The 18,261-nt window shown below is 60.5% G+C and carries 17 protein-coding genes; 8 read left to right on the top strand and 9 right to left on the bottom strand.

Annotation, left to right across the window (positions count from 1 at the left end; translation table 11 throughout):
- Positions 1–28 precede the first annotated feature (28 nt).
- Both AB4K19_RS01685 and AB4K19_RS01680 read left to right on the top strand, forming a co-directional pair.
- Complete coding sequence (locus AB4K19_RS01685) at positions 29–1,015, top strand: sugar phosphate isomerase/epimerase family protein (RefSeq protein ID WP_436398817.1); 987 nt, start codon at positions 29–31, stop codon at positions 1,013–1,015.
- The gene (locus tag AB4K19_RS01680) at positions 1,012–1,857 is read left to right on the top strand and encodes a PfkB family carbohydrate kinase (RefSeq protein ID WP_436398815.1); all 846 of its coding nucleotides are present in this window, start codon (positions 1,012–1,014) and stop codon (positions 1,855–1,857) included. The genes AB4K19_RS01685 and AB4K19_RS01680 overlap by 4 nt, the downstream gene beginning before the upstream one ends.
- Here AB4K19_RS01680 and AB4K19_RS01675 read toward each other — a convergent pair.
- Both AB4K19_RS01675 and AB4K19_RS01670 read right to left on the bottom strand, forming a co-directional pair.
- The gene (locus tag AB4K19_RS01675; RefSeq protein WP_375230239.1) at positions 1,842–2,684 is read right to left on the bottom strand and encodes an amidohydrolase family protein; all 843 of its coding nucleotides are present in this window, start codon (positions 2,682–2,684) and stop codon (positions 1,842–1,844) included. The genes AB4K19_RS01680 and AB4K19_RS01675 overlap by 16 nt on opposite strands.
- Positions 2,681–3,709 (bottom strand): aldo/keto reductase, encoded by a 1,029-nt coding sequence (locus tag AB4K19_RS01670; RefSeq protein WP_436398813.1) that lies wholly within the window; start codon positions 3,707–3,709, stop codon positions 2,681–2,683. Before AB4K19_RS01670 ends, AB4K19_RS01675 begins: the two co-directional genes overlap by 4 nt.
- A 92-nt stretch (positions 3,710–3,801) precedes the next feature.
- Between AB4K19_RS01670 and AB4K19_RS01665 the strand changes: the two genes are divergently transcribed.
- From AB4K19_RS01665 to AB4K19_RS01640, 6 genes are all read left to right on the top strand, one after another.
- A complete protein-coding gene (locus tag AB4K19_RS01665; RefSeq protein ID WP_375230238.1) occupies positions 3,802–4,602 on the top strand; it encodes a BtpA/SgcQ family protein in 801 nt (266 codons plus the stop codon).
- Positions 4,599–5,693, top strand: a complete 1,095-nt coding sequence (locus AB4K19_RS01660; protein ID WP_375230237.1) for a M42 family metallopeptidase — start codon at positions 4,599–4,601, stop codon at positions 5,691–5,693. The genes AB4K19_RS01665 and AB4K19_RS01660 overlap by 4 nt, the downstream gene beginning before the upstream one ends.
- Positions 5,693–7,186 carry an FGGY-family carbohydrate kinase gene (locus AB4K19_RS01655; RefSeq protein ID WP_375230236.1) on the top strand — a complete coding sequence of 498 codons (1,494 nt, stop codon included), beginning with the start codon at positions 5,693–5,695 and terminating at the stop codon, positions 7,184–7,186. The genes AB4K19_RS01660 and AB4K19_RS01655 overlap by 1 nt, the downstream gene beginning before the upstream one ends.
- A 361-nt stretch (positions 7,187–7,547) precedes the next feature.
- A complete protein-coding gene (locus AB4K19_RS01650) occupies positions 7,548–8,300 on the top strand; it encodes a methyltransferase family protein (protein ID WP_375230235.1) in 753 nt (250 codons plus the stop codon).
- A gap of 139 nt (positions 8,301–8,439) precedes the next feature.
- A complete protein-coding gene (locus tag AB4K19_RS01645; protein ID WP_375230234.1) occupies positions 8,440–9,285 on the top strand; it encodes a hypothetical protein in 846 nt (281 codons plus the stop codon).
- Positions 9,282–10,091, top strand: a complete 810-nt coding sequence (locus AB4K19_RS01640; RefSeq protein ID WP_375230233.1) for an alpha/beta fold hydrolase — start codon at positions 9,282–9,284, stop codon at positions 10,089–10,091. The genes AB4K19_RS01645 and AB4K19_RS01640 overlap by 4 nt, the downstream gene beginning before the upstream one ends.
- Here AB4K19_RS01640 and AB4K19_RS01635 read toward each other — a convergent pair.
- From AB4K19_RS01635 to AB4K19_RS01605, 7 genes are all read right to left on the bottom strand, one after another.
- Positions 10,015–10,509, bottom strand: a complete 495-nt coding sequence (locus AB4K19_RS01635) for a hypothetical protein (protein ID WP_375230232.1) — start codon at positions 10,507–10,509, stop codon at positions 10,015–10,017. The genes AB4K19_RS01640 and AB4K19_RS01635 overlap by 77 nt on opposite strands.
- A 6-nt stretch (positions 10,510–10,515) precedes the next feature.
- Positions 10,516–11,571: a winged helix-turn-helix domain-containing protein gene (locus AB4K19_RS01630; protein ID WP_375230231.1), complete on the bottom strand. Its 1,056-nt coding sequence runs from the start codon at positions 11,569–11,571 to the stop codon at positions 10,516–10,518.
- Positions 11,572–11,759: 188 nt separating this feature from the next.
- Positions 11,760–12,674, bottom strand: coding sequence for a carbohydrate ABC transporter permease (locus AB4K19_RS01625; protein WP_375230230.1), 915 nt, complete (start codon positions 12,672–12,674; stop codon positions 11,760–11,762).
- A complete protein-coding gene (locus AB4K19_RS01620; RefSeq protein WP_375230229.1) occupies positions 12,671–13,777 on the bottom strand; it encodes a carbohydrate ABC transporter permease in 1,107 nt (368 codons plus the stop codon). Before AB4K19_RS01620 ends, AB4K19_RS01625 begins: the two co-directional genes overlap by 4 nt.
- A gap of 257 nt (positions 13,778–14,034) precedes the next feature.
- Positions 14,035–14,829 (bottom strand): adenylate/guanylate cyclase domain-containing protein, encoded by a 795-nt coding sequence (locus AB4K19_RS01615; protein ID WP_375230228.1) that lies wholly within the window; start codon positions 14,827–14,829, stop codon positions 14,035–14,037.
- The gene (locus AB4K19_RS01610) at positions 14,822–15,811 is read right to left on the bottom strand and encodes a hypothetical protein (RefSeq protein ID WP_436398809.1); all 990 of its coding nucleotides are present in this window, start codon (positions 15,809–15,811) and stop codon (positions 14,822–14,824) included. The genes AB4K19_RS01615 and AB4K19_RS01610 overlap by 8 nt, the downstream gene beginning before the upstream one ends.
- 28 nt (positions 15,812–15,839) lie before the next feature.
- Positions 15,840–18,206: a pyridoxal phosphate-dependent decarboxylase family protein gene (locus AB4K19_RS01605; protein WP_375230225.1), complete on the bottom strand. Its 2,367-nt coding sequence runs from the start codon at positions 18,204–18,206 to the stop codon at positions 15,840–15,842.
- Between the last annotated feature and the right edge of the window lie 55 nt (positions 18,207–18,261).

The following is an 18,261-nucleotide window of genomic DNA, read 5'->3' as shown; positions in this document are numbered from 1 at the left end:
GCCCTGCGGTCCTGCTACGCTCAGGCATATGAATACTGCCACCACTCCCCGTTTCGCCGCGCGTCTGAACGCATTCAGGATCGGCGCTGACCGCTACTGGCCACAAAAGAACAAGATCACAACAGCCGAGCTTCTCGCCAGGGCTGCAACCGCCGGTCTGAACGCGGCTGATCTCAACTATCCGGATCATTTTGTCGATGACACACCGGCTGACCTCACTACAGCGCTTGAGGAAAACGGTATGGAGCTCAATGGAATGGCCATGCGCTATTACACTGATCCGGGGTACAAGCTGGGCGCTTTCACACACCCCGACGCGGCCATCCGCCGGGCTGCCATCGACGAGACAAAGCGCGGCCTGGATGTGCTGGCAGAAATGGGCGGGCGTCTGATGACCCTGTGGATGGGGCAGGACGGGTTCGATTACTCATTCCAGATGGACTACGCCCGTGCCTGGGATCACACACTGGCCGCAATGGCCGAGGTGGCCGACCATAATCCAGGCCTCGATATCGCGCTGGAATACAAACCCAATGAGCCGCGTGCCTTTGCCCTCATGCCGGATGCCGCGACGACTTTGCTGGCACTGCGTGACATCAACCGGGCGAATACCGGTGTGACACTCGACTTTGCTCATGTGCTTTACGCCGACGAAATGCCCGCATTTGCGGCGGCGCTGGTAGCACGTCATTCCCGCATCCTGGGGGTTCATCTGAACGACGGCTACGGCAAGTGGGACAACGGGCTGATGGTGGGCGCCGTGCACCCGGTTCAGACGGTTGAGTTGCTGGTCGAACTGGAGCGCTCCGGTTACGACGGTACGATCTATTTCGATACCTTCCCTGATCACTCCGGCCTCGACCCTGTCGAAGAGGCCCGCACCAACATTGGCGTTGTGACCAAACTGCGCAGCATTGCACAGGGTCTGGTACACAATGAAGCGCTGGAACAGGCGGTCGCATCCCAGGATGCGCCGACAGCCATGCGGATCGTTCAGGACGCCCTGCTCAGATGAGCCTGCTGGTTGCCGGGTCTCTGCATCTTGATGTCGTTGTGCGGGCGCCCCGCCTGCCCCGGCTTGACGAAACGCTGCCGGGGCAATCTGTTCAGTATGTCTTTGGCGGCAAAGGCGGCAACCAGGCGGTCGCGGCCAGCCGGATGGGCGCCGGGGTGCATTTCGCCGGATGCGCGGGCACAGACCGTTTCGGGGATATGCTGCGCGAAAGACTGCGGGACGGCGGCCTTAACCTCGACCAGTTGCAGACGGACGCGGGTGCCAGCGGCATGAGCACCGCCATCATCGACGATCAAGGGGACTATGGTGCTGTAATTGTCACCGGTGCCAATGCACATACCGACCCTGAGCGTATCCATATTCCCGAAGGCGTGTCGCTTGTCTTGCTGCAGAATGAACTGCCGGAAACGGTTAACCTCGCCGTCGCGCGCAAGGCCAGAAAGGCTGGCGCGCAGGTCTGGCTGAACGCAGCCCCCGCACGCGCGCTGAGCGGCGAATTGACCGGACACACCGACCTGCTGATCGTGAACAGGGTGGAGGCTGAGTTTTACACGGGACTGGCGGACGGCCCTGCACGCCTCGTGACGCTCGGGTCCGAAGGCGTCATCTTTGAAGACAAACGCTATCCTGCTTTCCCGGTCAGCGTCATCTCGACCCATGGCGCGGGCGATATGTTTGCCGGTGCGCTGGCAGCCCGGGTCGCCGGTGGATCGGATATTCCGGCCGCGCTGCCGTTTGCGCAGGCCGCAGCCGCACTGCATGTGTCGTCGGATCAGGCCGGGCGTGACACAATTGACACCGCGCGGGTCACCGAATTTCTCAACGCTCAGTCCAGCCGGTAAAACCGCGTCGCGGTCCGGCCGAAAATCCACTCCTTTTCTGACCGGCTCAGATGCGCCGTCAGCTTTTGTGCGATGCTCATCCAGTCGCCGTATTCTGCCTGCAGCCGGCACACCGGCCAGTCAGATCCCCACATCACCCGGTCCGGACCAAATGCCCGGATCACATGATCCGCAAATGGTCTGAGGTCGTCCAGCGTCCAGCCGGGAGCCGCCTCGGTAACAAGCCCTGACAGTTTGCAATAGCCCTGTGTCTCTCCCGCAAGCCGCGCAATGCCTTCAGCCCAAACGGAAAAAGCGTCTTTGCCGGCCTGCTGATCCCGGATCTGTGGTTTCATGCAGTGATCATACACCACCCGCAGCGAAGGATAGCGCCGGATCAGCGTCAGAAAGTTGTTCTGGTGCGCCGGGAACCCCAGTGCATCAAACGTCAGGTCCAGATCACACAGAGCCTCAAAAGCCCATTCGATGTCAAGGCGCAGCATCCAGTCCGGGTCCGGAATGTCCTGGATCATCGGACGCACCCCGAGGAACTTCGGATGCTGTGCCAGCCGCTCCAGGTGCGCCCTGTCTGCAGGTTTCTCGAAATCGATCCACCCCACAACGCCCCGGATGAAAGGTGTCGCATCGGCAAGGCCCAGCATATACTCCGTCTCGGCCACGGTGGCAGCGGCCTGTACCAGCACAGTTCCGGCAATGTCATGCTGGCGCAGAACCGGTGCGAGGTCGGCGGGAAAATACGGCCTGTTCAGCACCGCACTGTCGCGCGGCATCCAGTCATAGTCACCGCGGGCAGGCTGCCAGAAATGCTGGTGCGCATCGATCTTCATACCGGTGCCCGCTCGTCCATCAGGCCTTTCTCCTTGAGCGCCTGCCAGAGCGCGCCGGGTATCTCTGCCCGTGCCGCCTCAAGATTACCCGCCATTTCTGACACGCCCTGCCCCCCCGGAATAACCGCCACATGCGCGGGATGCATCAGCGGGAAATGAAAGGCCGCATCGACCAGACGCACGCCATGGTCCCGGCAGACAGCTTCAATTGCATCCACCCGGTCCATGATCTCCTGCGGCGCGGGATCATAATTGTAATACGCACCGGGTTTCGCCCCGGTCGCCAGAATGCCCGAGTTGTAGGGCCCGCCCGTGACAATTCCGATCCCGCGCGCCTCGCAGAGTGGCAGAAAACTGTCGAGAGCTGTCTGTTCCAGGAGCGTGTAGCGCCCGGCCAGCAGAAAGAGGTCAAAGTCGCCACGTTCCGCAAGGGTCTGGCAGACCTCCCACTCGTTGATGCCGCCACCGATCGCCCGGATGACCCCCTGATCCCTCAGTGAAACCATCGCATCATACCCACGCCCGCCAAAGAATTCCCCGATCCGCATGTCCGAGATTTCCTTGGAGCCGTGACTGAAGACGCAGAGATCATGCACGTAGAGGATATCAATCCGGTCCACCCCAAGACGCGAAAACGAATGCTCAAAGGAGCGCATGATACCGTCATATGTGTAGTCGTAGTGCTCACGCCGCTGCGGGACATCGAACCATTTCCCCTCGCCGGTGCGGTGTTCCGCTCCGCAGGGCTGGATCAGCCGCCCGACCTTGGTCGACAGCACATATTCATCCCGTGGCTTTCCCCGCAGGAACGGGTTGAGCCGGGTTTCAGACAACCCCAGACCATAAAGCGGCGCCGTATCAAAATACCGCACGCCGCCGTCCCAGGCCGCGTCAAGCGTCGCGCGTGCGTCCTCGTCCGTGATCGCCCGGTAGAGATTGCCCAGCGGTGCCGTCCCGAACCCAAGCTCTGTAAATGTCAGCCCGCCGTTGCCCAGCCTGTCCCAGTGACGTGTCTTCAGTCCCATTGCCGCCTCCCTTTGCGTTGGGCGCAGTTTAACGCAGTAAAGCTTTACGTGAACAGGGCGCCGGTCATAAGATTGTGTGAGGGAGGAACGTTATGACGGCAAAATTCAGCCAGGTCTTCGGCGTCGCACGTCCGGTGATCGGGATGGTGCATCTGGGTGCACTGCCGGGTTCTCCGCTTCATAATCCGGACGCCGATCTTGTCGCCGCAGCGCGTGCTGATCTGACAGCGCTGCAGGACGCCGGGTTTGACGCTGTAATGTTCGGCAATGAAAATGACCGCCCCTATGAGTTCGCGGTCGATACTGCCTCCACCGCAACGATGGCCGCCATCATCGGCGCGCTGCGCCGCGAAATCACCGTGCCATTCGGCGTCAATGTGCTGTGGGACCCGATGTCGACCGTAGCGCTTGGCGCCGCAACCGGTGCTTCTTTTGTCCGCGAAATTTTCACCGGCACATATGCCTCCGACATGGGGCCCTGGACACCGGATGCCGGAAAAGCAATGCGCTACCGCGACCGGCTGGGCCGGTCCGACATGGCGATGCTCTACAATGTGAGCGCTGAATTTGCGCATTCGCTTGACGCCCGTGCCTTGCCGGATCGCGCACGCAGCGCAGTGTTTTCCTCAATCCCGGATGCGGTACTTGTCTCCGGGCAGATCACCGGCGAGGCTGCAGCACTGTCCGATCTCGAAGCGGTCAAAGCCGTTCTGCCTGACACGCCGGTGATGGCAAACACCGGGGTAAAACACGAAACAATCGCTGACGTTCTGTCCATCGCAGATGGCTGTATCGTCGGCTCGTCGCTCAAGGTGGATGGTGACACCTGGAACCCGGTCGATCCGGACCGCGCGAACGCGTTCATGGCGCTAGCCCGGAAGGCACGCGCATGAAGGAGCGCCTTTGCCGCGATCTGATGGACCTGATGCTGTTGCCGGGGCTGTCGGGTCATGAGGATCGCGTCAGGCGGGCAGTGACAGCCAGACTGGACGCCGAAGGCATCGCGACCCGCAGTGATCGGCTGGGCAATCTTGAGGCTTATTTTCCCGGAACAGGACCGCTCGTGATGATCTTTGCGCATATGGATCAGCTGGGGTTTGTTGTCCGGCGTATCGGCGACGACGGCCTGCTGTGGCTGGAGCGTCTGGGAGGGGTGCCGGAACGTGCGCTGCCGGCGCAGGATGTGCTGATATGTGTTGGCGAGGGACGGGATGTACCCGGTGTGATCGGGCACAAAAGTCACCACGCAACACCGCCTGCGGAAAAATATCGCGTCCTTCCCTATGCGGAGCTTTACGTGGACACCGGGCTGACCTCTGCAGCAGCCGCAGAAGCGGCCGGCATCCGGATCGGCACGCCGGTGATCTACCGCCCCGTCGCCACCCGGATGGGCCATGACCGGGTCTGCGGCACATCTGTGGATGACCGTGCCGGATGTGCTGTTCTGATCGAACTGGCCCGGAGCCTTTCCCGCCGCACGGACGGCCCGCCCGTGCATCTGGTGTTCTCGGTTCAGGAAGAATTCAACCTGCGGGGTGTGCTGCCCATGGCCCGCGGGATCGCCCCGGACATCGCCATCCAGCTCGATCTGATGCTGACCAGCGATACGCCCGACATGGCGGATCGCGGTGACATGAAGCTGGGCGGCGGCGCAGGCATGAGCCTCTATTCCTTTCACGGGCGCGGCACGCTGAACGGCGTGATACCGCATCCCGCGCTGGTGCGGTTGATGGAAGAGACGGCACATCAGCACGGGATGCCCCTGCAGCGCAGTGCCCAGACCGGAATCCTGACTGATCTGTCCTATGTCCAGCTCGAAGGCGAAGGCGTGGCCTGCATCGACATGGGCTATCCGATGCGCGCGTCGCATTCCGCGCGCGAAATCTGTGACCTGAGCGATCTGGTGGCCCTTACAGAAATGCTGGACCGCGCGATTGCCCGTATCGGACCCGATTTTTCACTTAACAGGGATGACTGCACCTGATGCCGCTGACGCTCGGAATTGACATCGGCACCTACGAAACCAAGGGCGTTCTTGTGGACGAAACAGGCCACATTATTGCCAGCGCTGCGCGCGGGCATAAAATGCTGGTGCCGCAGCCAGGCTGGGCGGAACACCGGCCTGAAGAGGACTGGTGGGGCGATTTTGTGTATGTCTGCCGGAGCGTTCTGCATAAGAGTGGCGCAGACCCAGACGAGATTGCCGCCGTTGCCTGCAGTGCAATAGGCCCCTGCATGCTTCCCGTGGACGCGGAGGGCAATCCCCTGATGAACGGCGTTCTTTACGGTGTCGACGGGCGCGCAGAGGCTGAGGTGCGTGAACTGACGGACCGCATTGGCGAAACAACCATCATCGAACGCTGCGGTAATGCGCTGACCTCGCAGTCAGTCGGGCCAAAAATCCTGTGGCTGCAGCGCCACCGGCCGGAGATCTTTGAGAAAACCGCCCATATTCTGACATCGACAAGTTTTCTGGTGCAGCGGCTGACGGGCGAGGTTGTGATTGACCACTACACGGCGGCCAATTTCTCGCCGCTTTATGATGTGGCCACTCAGGCCTGGGTGGATGATCTCGCGTCAGATATTATCGGTCTCGACAAACTGCCGCGCCTGCTGTGGTCCGGTGATATTGCGGGCCGGATCACTGCTCAGGCGGCAGCCGCCACCGGGCTCGCAGAGGGCACGCCGGTGACCGCAGGCACAATCGATGCCGCCGCAGAAGCGTTTTCGGTAGGTGTCGACCGGCCCGGCGATATGATGGTCATGTATGGCTCCACGATCTTCATCATCCTGCGTGCAGCCACCCGCGTCGCCGACCCGCGTATCTGGTATGCGCCCTGGCTCTTTGAAGGCGAACACGCCTCAATGGCGGGGCTGGCCACGTCCGGCACACTGACCCACTGGTTCCGGGACCAACTCGCGCGCGATCTGGACCCTGCAGAAGCTTTTCCCATCCTTGCAGCCGAGGCAGCCACGTCTCCGCCCGGTGCAAACGGTCTGCTGATGCTTCCGTACTATTCAGGCGAGCGCACGCCGATCCACGACGTGAATGCCAAGGGTGCCTTCTTTGGGCTGAACCTGACCCACACACGCGGCGACATGTACCGCGCGCTGATCGAAGGTATCGCCTATGGCACGCGGCACGTCACCGAAACCTTTGCCGAACTCGGCCAGCAGCCCGCGCGTCTGCTGGCCGTCGGCGGCGGGACGAAAAATGCGCTCTGGCTGCAGGCCACGTCGGACATCACGGGCATTGACCAGATCGTCTGCGAGAAAACGACCGGTGCCAGCTATGGCGACGCATTCCTGGCCGCGCTGGCGGTCGGGCTGGTAAAGCGCGAAGACATTGCCACATGGAACCCGGTAGCCACGTCCGTCTCCGCACAGAGCGACCCGCAATACGACAGATCGTACGCATTGTTCCGGCGCCTTTACGAACAGACCCGGGACATCGCGGCGGAACTCAGCGCCCCCTGAAACCTGATCCGGCCGGTTTGTGACGGTGCACCCTTTCACTGTTGGCGCCCCCATTCCGGACCCGTGTCCGGGTCGCAGAAGCCTGGTCAGCTTTCCGTACAGAGTAAGTCTCCGGACCGCACGCCGGTCTTCCGCCTTTCAGGTTCCTGAGAGCCGCAGGTTCTGCACGTCTTCAGACAATCTTCAGGTGAGCTTCAAGCAGGCAATCAGATTCCACTCCAGAAAGCCCGCATCAGGCCGTTCACGCGATCCGGCCACAATGCAGTTTTCAGAAAGCGGAGATACAAATGACCAATCCATTCCGGCAAGCGACACCTGTGGGGCCCGTACACGGCGCGACTCAACCTTCGCGAGCACCACAATGAAACGCGCCATCATATTTGCTTACGGCATTGCCGCATACGTTCTTTTCCTCGTTGTGTTTTCCTATATGGCCGGTTTCCTCCTGAGCTTTCTGGTGCCCAAGGGGATCAATTCGGAAAGCCTGAGTGATACTGGCCCCGAAAATGCGCTTTGCATCAACATCGGGCTGATTGCGCTGTTCGGCTTCTTTCACAGCCTGCTTGCTCGCGACAGGGTCAAGGCGGTTCTGCTCAGAGTTCTGCCGCGGGCTGCCGAGCGCAGTACGTATGTGGTACAGTCAAGCCTGTGTCTGGCGCTGGCCATGTGGCAGTGGCAGGCCCTGCCCGGCACGCTCTGGCAGGTGGAGGGCGCAGCCGCTCTTTTCGCCTATGTTCTGTTCGGTATCGGCGCGGGCCTGGTGCTCTGGTCCACGTTCCTGATTGATCATTTCGAGTTGTTCGGTCTGCGCCAGGTCTGGACCCACCTGCGTCGCGCCGACATGCCAGAGTCCGAATTCCGCACCCCAGCGCTTTACCGCATCGTCAGGCATCCGATGCAGCTGGGTGTGATTATTCTGGTCTTTGCAACACCGCATATGACCTTTGGCCATCTGCTCTTTGCGGGTTCCATGACAGCCTACATTTTTGTGGGTCTCTACTTTGAGGAACGCGCGCTGGTGCGCACTTTTGGCGAACGCTACCGCGCCTATCAGCGCACCGTTCCGATGCTGTTTCCTATCCCGGGTCAGCGCCTGAAGCCTGCCAGCCCGTGATCGGCAACTGCCCGCCCATTTTCTGCAGCGGGCGGGCAGCAGAACAGCGCTCAACAATACCTTTTCATCCCAAAACCCGGGCTGCGGCCCGCTCATCCGGGCGCCTGAACACGACGCCCCGCAGCAAAGAAAGACTACAATGTTAAGACACATCATTTTCGCAGGTGCGATGACCTGCCTGCCCCTCGCCGGTATTGCCGGCACAGTCAACGCCTGGGCGACAGCCGCTCACACAGTTGACGGTGTCTTCGAAGGAGAACGCAACCAGACAAGCTTCGACAGCTCCGAAGCAACTGCCGCAAATGTTGACGCACAATTCGCCTCCGCCTTTGGACTCACGTCGGCCAACACAAGGGTGGACTATGCAGAACAGTCTTTTGATCTGTTTGCGCAGGCATCGAATTTTGGCAACGGAAAGAAGGAGGCCTACTGGTCACGCTCCTACTTCTCAATGTACCGCGAATTCACTGTACAGGGCGACGGAATACTGCAGGTCGCACTGGATCTGACCGGCATTTTCGGTGCGCTGACGGATCGTGATGACAATCTGTCCCTGGCTGGTGTACATACGGCTTTCACGGTGATCCTGCCTGATACGGTGATCACTGAAGCCATTTCCAATCTTGGTCCCGGTTCCCAGCTTTTCGGTGCCGACGGCGTAACGTTTTCCGAGAGTGTTGAACGGTCCTTTGATGTCCGGGACGGCGATCTGATCCGCCTTCAGTTTTCGGGTACGGCCAGTGCCGGCGATTTCCCGGGCTTCACCATCCCACGGGAGCCGCAACAGAGCTTCTTTGCTGCCGAAGCTGAACTGGCAGGTCAGCTGACGATCGCCGGCGAAGGTATCAGCCTGATCGATGAAACAACTGACATCTCGCCGGTTCCGCTGCCGGCTGGCATGGTGCCGCTGAGCACAGCGATTGGTCTGATGGCGGGCATCCGGCGCCGGGCAGCCGCCGGACGGAACGGGGAGGCGCACCTGTGAAGCAGGCACCTCTGCCCGCCGTGCTGGCCATTCACGGCTCAGCCGGGTCCGGACGGCAGTGGAATGGCCCGAGGGACCGGCTGCCGGAACGCAGGATCATGGCCCCCTGCGTTCCCTCTGCCGACGCGCCGGAGCGGCTCGCGTTTTTCACCGACATTGTGCGGCGGCAGTCCGCACCGGTCGATCTGGTAGCACATTCATTCGGGGCCGCGATCGCCGTGAAACTTGCAAATGCCCTGCCAAACGAGGTCAACAGCCTGACAATCTACGATCCGGTGGTTCCTGTGACAGACGCCCGTTCGCACGGATGGCTGCCGGAAGAACTCTGGCAGCTGTGGCAAACGCACAGGCACAGCACACCCGACAGGCTGATGCAGGCATTTGTGAACTATTGGGGCACCCCGCATCTGTGGGATCAGCTGTCCCCGAATGCACGCCGCGTGCTGATGGCGCTGGCAGACGAAGTCAGGCGGGATTTCCGGCAGATGACGGCTGGGGATTGGATCACGCCTGCGACAACATTCGGGGGGGCGATGCATCTGATCCTCGGAAGCGCATCACCGGGTGTTATCCGGCAAATGAGCGATGACCTTCTGCGCAGGCATCCGCACGCTCAGATACTGCACGCGCCGGGTCTGGGCCACATGGCACCGACAACGCATCCGGACCGCATTAATGAGATGCTCGCCCGGTGCGTCACCCTGCCGGGCCCTGCCCTTTCCGACAGTCTTAGAGACCCAGACGGCTCAGCGTGTCCGACAGGCGGGCCTTCAGAACCGGATCGCCCTGCATCGCGTAGTGCCTGAGAAAATCTGCCCGGCCGAAGGATGCATTCTTTGCCCGCACGGTTTCGATACAGCGGCGCGCCCTGTCCTGCGCACCGCTTTCGTCAAAGATCAGCGCGGCGATGGTATAGACGTAGAGATGCGGATTGGGCGCGTTCACCGCACGTTCGGCAAAGTGGATCGCAGACTTCCGGTCGCCCGAGATAAACGCAGCAAAGGCCCGGGTGCCGTACATCGACTGAAGATGCGGATCAATCGGGCTCAGCTGAACGGCAATCGTCGCGTTTTCTTCGGCCCCGGCTCCGTTGCACAAGGCGTTCTGAAGTGTGGCCCGGTTAAAGTACCCGAATGCATAATTCGGGTTGACCCCGATAGCATTGTTCACCCAGTTCAGGGCGTCTTCGGGATCGCCCAGAAGCCATTTTACCCGCCCGTACATCAGGTTTCAGAAAGGATCGAGCGGATCCAGTGTCATGGCCTGCTCGGCATGGCTCAGCGCGAGTGCCCGGTGATCATTTCCGTCTGATCCAAAGTGCTGAAATGCATTCTGAAATTCCGTGTAGGACAGCCCGCTGGACGCTCTGGCAAACGACGGATCCAGCGTCAGAGCCCTCTGAAAATGGCCCGCCGCGATGTCATTGTCGCGCTTGTTGTAGCGGTACATATGGCGCACAGCGAGATGGTAGTGGTCCCAGGCATCGAGGTTGTCAGACGGCACATGCGCCTGCATTGAAGCTGCATGCTGCGGAAGGCGCAGTTCCATCATGGTCGCAAGATCACGGGCAATCTCTTCGCGCATCGTGAAAACCGTGTCGATGGTTCCGGTCAGCCGGTTGCTCCAGATCACCTCGCCTGACCGCGTGTCAGACACGTCAACAGCGATGATAATCGTGCGGCCCAGATGCTCCACAATGCCAGAGACGACGAACCGCGCGCCCAGCGTTTCACCCATGCCGGCGAGATCCGGGTCGGCCTGTGCGAACTGAAAACTGGATGCGCGCGCGATGACTTTCAGCCAGCGCAACCGGGACAGTGTGGCAATCAGCTCGGCCGGAATTGCTTCGGCGATGGCCTGGTATTCGCTGCTGCCGCCCAGCAGCCGGAACGGCCGGATTGCAATTGTCGGGCGGCCGGAGTCGCCCTGCGGCTGCGTGGCAACAGCATGATCACTGCTTTTTGGGAGGGCTGCACCGGTTTCACGCGTTTCAGCAACGAACCGAAACCCGTGCCCCCGCACGGTTCTGATAACCTTCTGCAGATCGCCGTCATCCTTCAGCGCGCGTCTGATCTGGCGTATCGCCGTAGACAGCGAGGCATCCGTCACGAAAACGCCGGGCCAGACTTTTTCGAAAATTTCCTCTTTCGATACTGCCCGGTGACGTTCCCCGACCAACAGTTTCAGCAGCGCAAAACTCTTGGGCTCCAGCGGGACAGGCCCGTCAGGTCCGCGTAATTCCACACGCTCCGTATCGAGGCGGAAACCATCAAACTCAAAAATCATGGCGCAAGAGTAATAGGCTGAGAAAAGCTGTCAAAGCCAAACAGCCGCATGTATCTGTTGTGCCTGCGTTTGCCGGTGCCGACCTGCAAAAGGCGGGCCTGGGCGCGCTGTTGTCGCTACAACGCCAGCGCCTGTTCAGAACTGGTCGTTTGCGCGTTGCAATCTGTCCTACATCGTGGACCGGTTTGTTACTTCACCGCGCCGGCTGCCATGCCTTTGATGATGTATTTCTCAAGGAAGATAGCGACGATCACCAGAGGCAGAATAGCCGCGGATGAGAGGGCTGCCATAGACCACCAGTTAATCCCCTGTGAGCCTGTTTGCGACGCGACCATCACCGGCAGGGTCGTCGCATTCGTCGCTGTCAGAAGTGCCGCAAAAAAGTATTCGTTCCAGCACAGAACCAGGCTGAGGATGAAGGCTGCGACCATGCCTGGCAGCGCAATGGGCAGCACGATCTGCATGAACGCGCCCCAGATGCCCAGACCGTCCACCAGAGCTGCCTCTTCGAGCTCCACCGGGATGCCCTGGAACTGATCCCGCATGATCCAGATAACAATGGGCAGCACCATCAGCGTGTAGAGCAGGATCAGACCCACGCGGCTGTCGAGCAGGTTGAGCGATTTGTAGAGCACCAGAAACGGCAGGGCGAGCACTACAGGCGGCAGGATCATCTGGCTGAGAAAGAAGAAAGAGATATCGGAATTGCGCATGAACCCGAAACGGTAGCTGAACCGTGACAGCCCGTAGGCAGCAAGAGAGCCCATCACCACGGCAAGAGTGGATGCGGAGATCGAAACGATGGCGCTGTTCCAGAAGCGTTTTAGGAACTCTTCGCGCACGGTGGAAACCTCGCCGATGAGGCGCGGTGAGAGCCCGATGCTCTCCCAGCCTTTCCAGCGCGGGGTGAAATCCACCCAGGGGATAAGGTTGCCGCGCATCACATCCGGCGCCAGTTTGAAGGAGGTCGTGATGGTCCAGAAGATCGGAAAGAGGCAGACAACAGCCCAGGTCAGCAGGGCCGCATAGATCGCAACACGGCTCGCCCACCACTTTGTTTTTACGCGCTTATCTGCATCATGATCTTTGAAAACAGCAGTCATGCGGGGCGCTCCATCCAGCGGCTGACCAGTTTGAGCAGCAGCGTGACAAATATGATGATCAGCACGAGATAGACGATGGCCAGAAGTGTTCCGTAGCCCACATTGGACCGATCCCGGTATTCACGGAAAATGAAGCTGGTCACACTGTCGGTAGCACCGCCCGGTCCGCCGGAGGTCACGTTGATGATGATGTCCGCAAGCTTCAGCTTGAAGATGATGCGGATCACGATGGCCGTCACCGAGACCGGCAGCATGAGCGGGAAAATCACCTCCCGGAAGCTTTGCCAGCCGGTGGCACCGTCGACCTTTGAGGCTTCGATCACTTCACGCGGCAGGGCCTGCAGACCGGCCAGCAGCATGATCATCATGAACGGAATAAAGGTCCAGGCGTCCATCGCCATGATCATGAAACGCGCGATTTCGGGGGTGCCAAAGAAACTGGGCTCGACCCCCATTTCACGCAGGAGGCGGCTGATCGGGCCGAAACGGATCTCCAGCATGGACTTGCCGATCATCCAGGACACGGCCACCGGGCTGAGCATGAGGGGCAGCAGAAACACCACACGGAAGAATTTGCGCGCCCTGATCTGGGCATTCAGCAACAGGGCCAGGCTGAAGGCGATGACATATTCCACACTGACCGCCAGCACGTAATACACCATATTTTTCAGGGCGTTCCAGTAAAACCCATCCCCCCACATCTGGCGCATGTTGTCCCAGCCATTGGGTTGCGGGCCATCGGGGGAGGCGAGGTTCCAGTCGGTAAAGGAAATGTAGAGCGCAAAGAGCAGCGGGAAAACCACGAGGCTGATCACGAAGAGGGCTGCGGGCAGGACAAAGAGCGTGCGCTTGCCCTTCTCTCCGTTGACGATCACCTGGGCTGCGCAGAGCGCTGTGGCCCAGAGCATGTAGGCGTAAAGCACGGGCCGCCAGGTTTCGAAACCTGTGGCGATGCGCCCTGTTTCAAAGGCCATCTGCCAGACCGCCAGCACCACCACCAGCAGCGCGGAGCCCCAGACGATGGTCTTGCCGAAACGCCTGCGCGCCTCGGAAATGTTCTCGGCCGTCACTGTGTGGAGAAGGTCGCCTTCAGTCAAACTCATACTGAGATGTTAACGCCCGCCGCGGCACCTGTTAAGCATGAATGTGCCCGCCCGCACGGGGAGTGGTAAACCGGGCGCACGGTGCGGTTCGGGGGGCCGGACCGGCCTCGTGCCAAAACTCCATATTTTACGGGCAAAACCGACGTCGGTTTTACGTCGGTATAACGTCGGTATTTTGTCGGTGTCCTGATCGGTAAGGGACCCCGTTAATCCAGCGCACGGCCCCCTTTGTTAACCATTGCCGCGCGGGTCAGCGGTCAGCTCAGCAACACAGCCTGCGATGTCCCCTCGATCCCTTTGAGGTCCACTTCGACGATATCGCCTTGCGGCATGTCGATCCCGGCGGCGGCATAGGTGTGCGGGCTGATCAGCGCCTGCCCTGCGGTTGCTGAGGCGGACAGCCGGGCCACGAAATTGACGCTTTGTCCGAAGATGCTCACACCCTGCATGTTGCCACCTGCTGCCGAGACCGTGCAGATATAGACCGGACCGGTGTGCACACCGATGCCAATGGCAAGCGGCTCGTCAGTGCCATCGATGGTCAGCGATTTCCCGAGTATGCCGCGGGCCGCAGCGATGCCCATTTCCGCATGGTTCGCCCCGGTGAACCCGGGCGGGAACACAGCAACCACAGAGTCGCCCTGGAACTCCAGAATGAAACCTTCGTTCTCTGCGAGAACCCCGCTTGTGACCTCGCGCATCCGGTTGACTGTATCGGCAAACTGTTTGGGCGATATACGCCCCGACAGATCCACCGACCCGCGGATGTCCAGGATCAGCACGGTCATATCGACCTCTGCCCCACCCGGGAAAGCCTGCAGGAAGCCATCGCATTTGTTGCAGTAATGCGGGTTGCGGTCCGATGGTACGAGCCCGCCCAGACGAACCAGAAACCCGCCGAGCCCGGCGAACGGCGCATAGCACAGCTTGCAACGCGGATCGTTGGGCCATTTCAGAAAGCGTTTCTGTTTTTTCACCAGCAGCGGGTGGCCCTCGCCGAAGATCTGTTTCCAAAGCTCCTCATTGCCGGTCTGCATGTCGGTATCACTCATTGCCGATCTCATCCTTCAGGTTGGAGGTCTTGCGCTGATCCGCCCAGTATTCCATGGGCGCCTCTTTCATGAACATCGTCCGTTCCGGGTCTTCCGCCCCGGGCAGCGACATGTCCGGCACCGGCATGATTGCAGGGCTGGTGGAAACCTGCGGCCCGAAGACAAACGTATACCCGGCCCGCGCTTTGTACGGCTGACCGATCCCGCGATAGAGCACCTCGAACTTCTGTTTGTACCGGAAGGGCCGCAGGGTCGGCAGCGACACCCGGCGTTTTTTGCCCGCAGCACGCAGCCGGATGGACGGCACGCTGACCGTGATGCCCGCCCGCAGCAGCGAGGGGTGCACCCAGTCCGGCGCATGTTTCAGCGACATGATATGATCGTAGTCGGGCCCGAAGGCAGGTGCGTCGTATTTATTGCTGGCCATATGCGCGGTCTGCAGGTGCGTCATATGGGCCTCCTCCCCCTCGCCCCAGATCAGGTAGTTGGCATATTGCGGCAGGAGCTCCTGGTGATTGAACGGGCGGAAGAGAACTACCCGTCTGACGCTCACTTCAAAGGATTCAGGCATCACGGGTTTCATGATGTCCGCCGACCACGGGAAGAAATGCATGCTCTCCTCTTCGCCGGGCTTGAGCTGGTCGAGCGGGAATAGACCGGGAAAAAAGTTTGCCGCGAAATCCTGGCGTGTGCCGCCGCCCAGATCCGGTACCATCAGCGGGTCATTCACGTCATTGCAGAGGACCAGCGGCATCTCGGGCCAGGTCTTGCGCATGCGCAGGTATTCTTTTCTGGCCGGCTCCGGCAGTTCAAGCTCAAGGATCATCTGATACTTGTGCTCTTCGTGATGATACTGGGTCATGTGCACGCCATAGATCGTCTCGGACCCGACCAGTATCAGCGCATGCTGATGCGGCATGTTGGTCACATATTTCGGCAGGTTCATATTGCCGCCGGAGGCTTTGTAGTCTGTGTGATCCAAGGTCTTTCCTTCCGTCAGCGTCAGCCGGTCAGCCCGGCATACTCAGCCCATGTCTTCTGATTACTTTTGCGGCCGATTTTTCAGCGGCGCGCGCCAGCGCCTTCATCACTTCGGGCAGCATGTTGCCGTTTTCCGCTTTGTGATTGTGCACCGTCTCGGTCAGCCAGGGATTCTGGGTGGTCGAGATGAGATAAAAGAGGCTTTTGCCGGGTTCGGGCACCACGCCACAACGCTGTGCATAGTGGTCGACAAAGTCCTGCCCGAAGGTAGCCGGGTCAAATTCGGAGGAGGTCACAAACATCTCCGCATGCGGCACGTGCCCGCCGTTGAAAGACTGCAGGCTGAGCTGGGAAAAGATGTCCGCATTCATTTCGTTCATCAGATCGAGGCTGGTGTTCAGCCCTTCGCCGGTGCGGAAGTTGAGCGCATAGGTCACGATGCTCTGATCCGAGCCCGCCTCCCGGAAGAGCTCAAACACCTCGGGACGGGTTCTGAAAATTTCAAGCAGCTGTTCGTTCGACCGGGGGGCCACGCGGCGTGCGAGGACCTGTTTCTGCGCGTTGATCTCGTATTGCGTGCCGCCCGCCTTTTCCGCCGGCAGCCGCTGGAGCGGGGTCACAGATATGGTGGGATGATCCGCATCCATCTCAAAGAGCGCCGCATAAAGGCGTTTGCTGTTGAAAATACAGCGCCCGAGCAGGCGGCCGTAGCCTGACTGATCCGTTCGGATCACGCTGTGCGAGAGCCAGACCGCAGCGGCGGCCGCCCCGGGTTTCGACCCTTCGATGCCATAAACGCCGGTCGTGGGGTCCATGCCACCGTGATAGACAACCGGTGCCGTGAACGCGATCAGGTCACGCATCGCGCCATTGCGGTAACAGAGCGCGCCCGCCGGATAGGGAATGAAACCCGCTTTGTGCGGATCGACGGTGATCGTATCCGCGCGGCCCAGCGCGCGGTACTGGCGCATCACATAGTCGTTCATGTGCATGCCGGCCGCGATACCGTCATAGGTGAAGATATCCTCACGGATGATGCGGCGCACCTCGTCACGGAATTCCTCGGCGGCATCGTCCTCGGCTTTGTCGGTGTCGGAGAATTCCGGCACGTCCGTCTCGTCCTCAAAGACCTCAGCCTCATGCAGCATGGAGGCGAAATAGCCCCCCCATGCGGCGTCGGCATGCACCGAGAACTCCATCCCGAGCTGGCGGTATTCGTCGCGGATTTCCAGGATGTCGTGCAGGGGGTCGACGGCACTTTCCTCGGTCGTGCCGATGACCGCAACGACCTCCATGACCGGCTGCCCCTCTGCCAGGCACTGATCCAGCGTGGCGCGCAGATCAACCATGCACATGCGCGCATCCAGATCGACCCGGATCACCCGCATGGCGTTCCGGCCTGAGCCTACAAGCGCCAGCCCTTTGGGCCAGGAATAATGCGCGGGTGACGGTGCCAGCAGCACAGGTGGTGGCGTGTCCGGCAGGAAACGGCGGTGGAATTCAACCAGTCCGACGGACTGCACGGAATACTCCGCAAGAACTCCGGTGATCACCTCTGTCGCGATGCCGGTGGCTTTGGTGATGCGCGGCGTGAGGCCGATCACCTCATCCAGCGGCAGGTTCAGCAGCTGCCAGGCATCAAGGTCCAGCAGGCGCCGGCGTTTGCCGTCGAGCAGCCGGACCGTCAGGTTCCGGGCAGGTGCCATGACGCCTTCGGTACGGATGGCTGCGGCCAGGGCCACGGGCAGATATTTCGCGTTGCGCGCGGCCCAGATGCTTTCGGCATTGGCCACCGAGCCATCACAGGTGATGTGCCCCCAGGGTTTGAGCGCGCCGTCGCGGATCTGTGTCTGGTTGGGAATGTGATAACCCAGCATGCGGCAGAGATCGTCACAGACTTTGATCTCGAGCATGGTCGTCACGGGCGAAGCTTCGGCCGCGACATTGTTCTGGTTGTAAAGCAGCGCCGCGATATAGCCCACCACGCCCGGCAGCGAGACATCCCAGTACATATGTGACTGGTTGCGGTAGCTGGCCAGCGGGATCGAGCCCTTAAGATACCGGGTCAGTTCGTCCAGGCGTTCATGCAGCAAGGCCCGGGACCGGTGGTAGGCCTCGGCGCGTGGCCTGTCGGGCGCAGATTTCGTGTCGATATCCTCGGGCGTAAAAATCGGCGGATCGTGCGGCGCGTATTCCTGGCGGAAGAGATAGTTTCCTTCCAGCGCCTGCCCTATGAGGTCCGACATCATCTGCTGGTTTTCGGCCTTCGGCCCCAGAAACCACGTCTCAGGCACCTGTGATCCGGGGCGGTTCAGTCCAAGTTCGCGGGACTTGTCCCTGAGGTGATACTGACCGAGTTCCCGGAGAAGATCGTCACTCAGTGGGGCTCGTGTCATTGCGTGTCCGGTCTTTAAACATGGTTAACGTAAGGTTAACCGACGGTAGTAAGCG

This window comes from Roseobacter phycocola, from assembly GCF_042055075.2.
Lineage (GTDB): Bacteria > Pseudomonadota > Alphaproteobacteria > Rhodobacterales > Rhodobacteraceae > Roseobacter.
This window is presented reverse-complemented; position numbering and strand designations above follow the sequence as displayed.

Excerpts from the sequence above, each read along its gene's own strand:
- AB4K19_RS01645 (WP_375230234.1), top strand. The coding sequence starts at position 8,440 with ATGTTAAGACACATCATTTTCGCAGGTGCGATGACCTGCCTGCCCCTC.
- AB4K19_RS01650 (WP_375230235.1), top strand. The coding sequence starts at position 7,548 with ATGAAACGCGCCATCATATTTGCTTACGGCATTGCCGCATACGTTCTT.
- AB4K19_RS01665 (WP_375230238.1), top strand. The coding sequence starts at position 3,802 with ATGACGGCAAAATTCAGCCAGGTCTTCGGCGTCGCACGTCCGGTGATC.
- AB4K19_RS01655 (WP_375230236.1), top strand. The coding sequence starts at position 5,693 with ATGCCGCTGACGCTCGGAATTGACATCGGCACCTACGAAACCAAGGGC.
- AB4K19_RS01605 (WP_375230225.1), bottom strand. The coding sequence starts at position 18,206 with ATGACACGAGCCCCACTGAGTGACGATCTTCTCCGGGAACTCGGTCAG.
- AB4K19_RS01620 (WP_375230229.1), bottom strand. The coding sequence starts at position 13,777 with ATGAGTTTGACTGAAGGCGACCTTCTCCACACAGTGACGGCCGAGAAC.
- AB4K19_RS01680 (WP_436398815.1), top strand. The coding sequence starts at position 1,012 with ATGAGCCTGCTGGTTGCCGGGTCTCTGCATCTTGATGTCGTTGTGCGG.
- AB4K19_RS01630 (WP_375230231.1), bottom strand. The coding sequence starts at position 11,571 with ATGATTTTTGAGTTTGATGGTTTCCGCCTCGATACGGAGCGTGTGGAA.
- AB4K19_RS01685 (WP_436398817.1), top strand. The coding sequence starts at position 29 with ATGAATACTGCCACCACTCCCCGTTTCGCCGCGCGTCTGAACGCATTC.
- AB4K19_RS01675 (WP_375230239.1), bottom strand. The coding sequence starts at position 2,684 with ATGAAGATCGATGCGCACCAGCATTTCTGGCAGCCTGCCCGCGGTGAC.
- AB4K19_RS01635 (WP_375230232.1), bottom strand. The coding sequence starts at position 10,509 with ATGTACGGGCGGGTAAAATGGCTTCTGGGCGATCCCGAAGACGCCCTG.
- AB4K19_RS01615 (WP_375230228.1), bottom strand. The coding sequence starts at position 14,829 with ATGAGTGATACCGACATGCAGACCGGCAATGAGGAGCTTTGGAAACAG.
- AB4K19_RS01670 (WP_436398813.1), bottom strand. The coding sequence starts at position 3,709 with ATGGGACTGAAGACACGTCACTGGGACAGGCTGGGCAACGGCGGGCTG.
- AB4K19_RS01660 (WP_375230237.1), top strand. The coding sequence starts at position 4,599 with ATGAAGGAGCGCCTTTGCCGCGATCTGATGGACCTGATGCTGTTGCCG.
- AB4K19_RS01625 (WP_375230230.1), bottom strand. The coding sequence starts at position 12,674 with ATGACTGCTGTTTTCAAAGATCATGATGCAGATAAGCGCGTAAAAACA.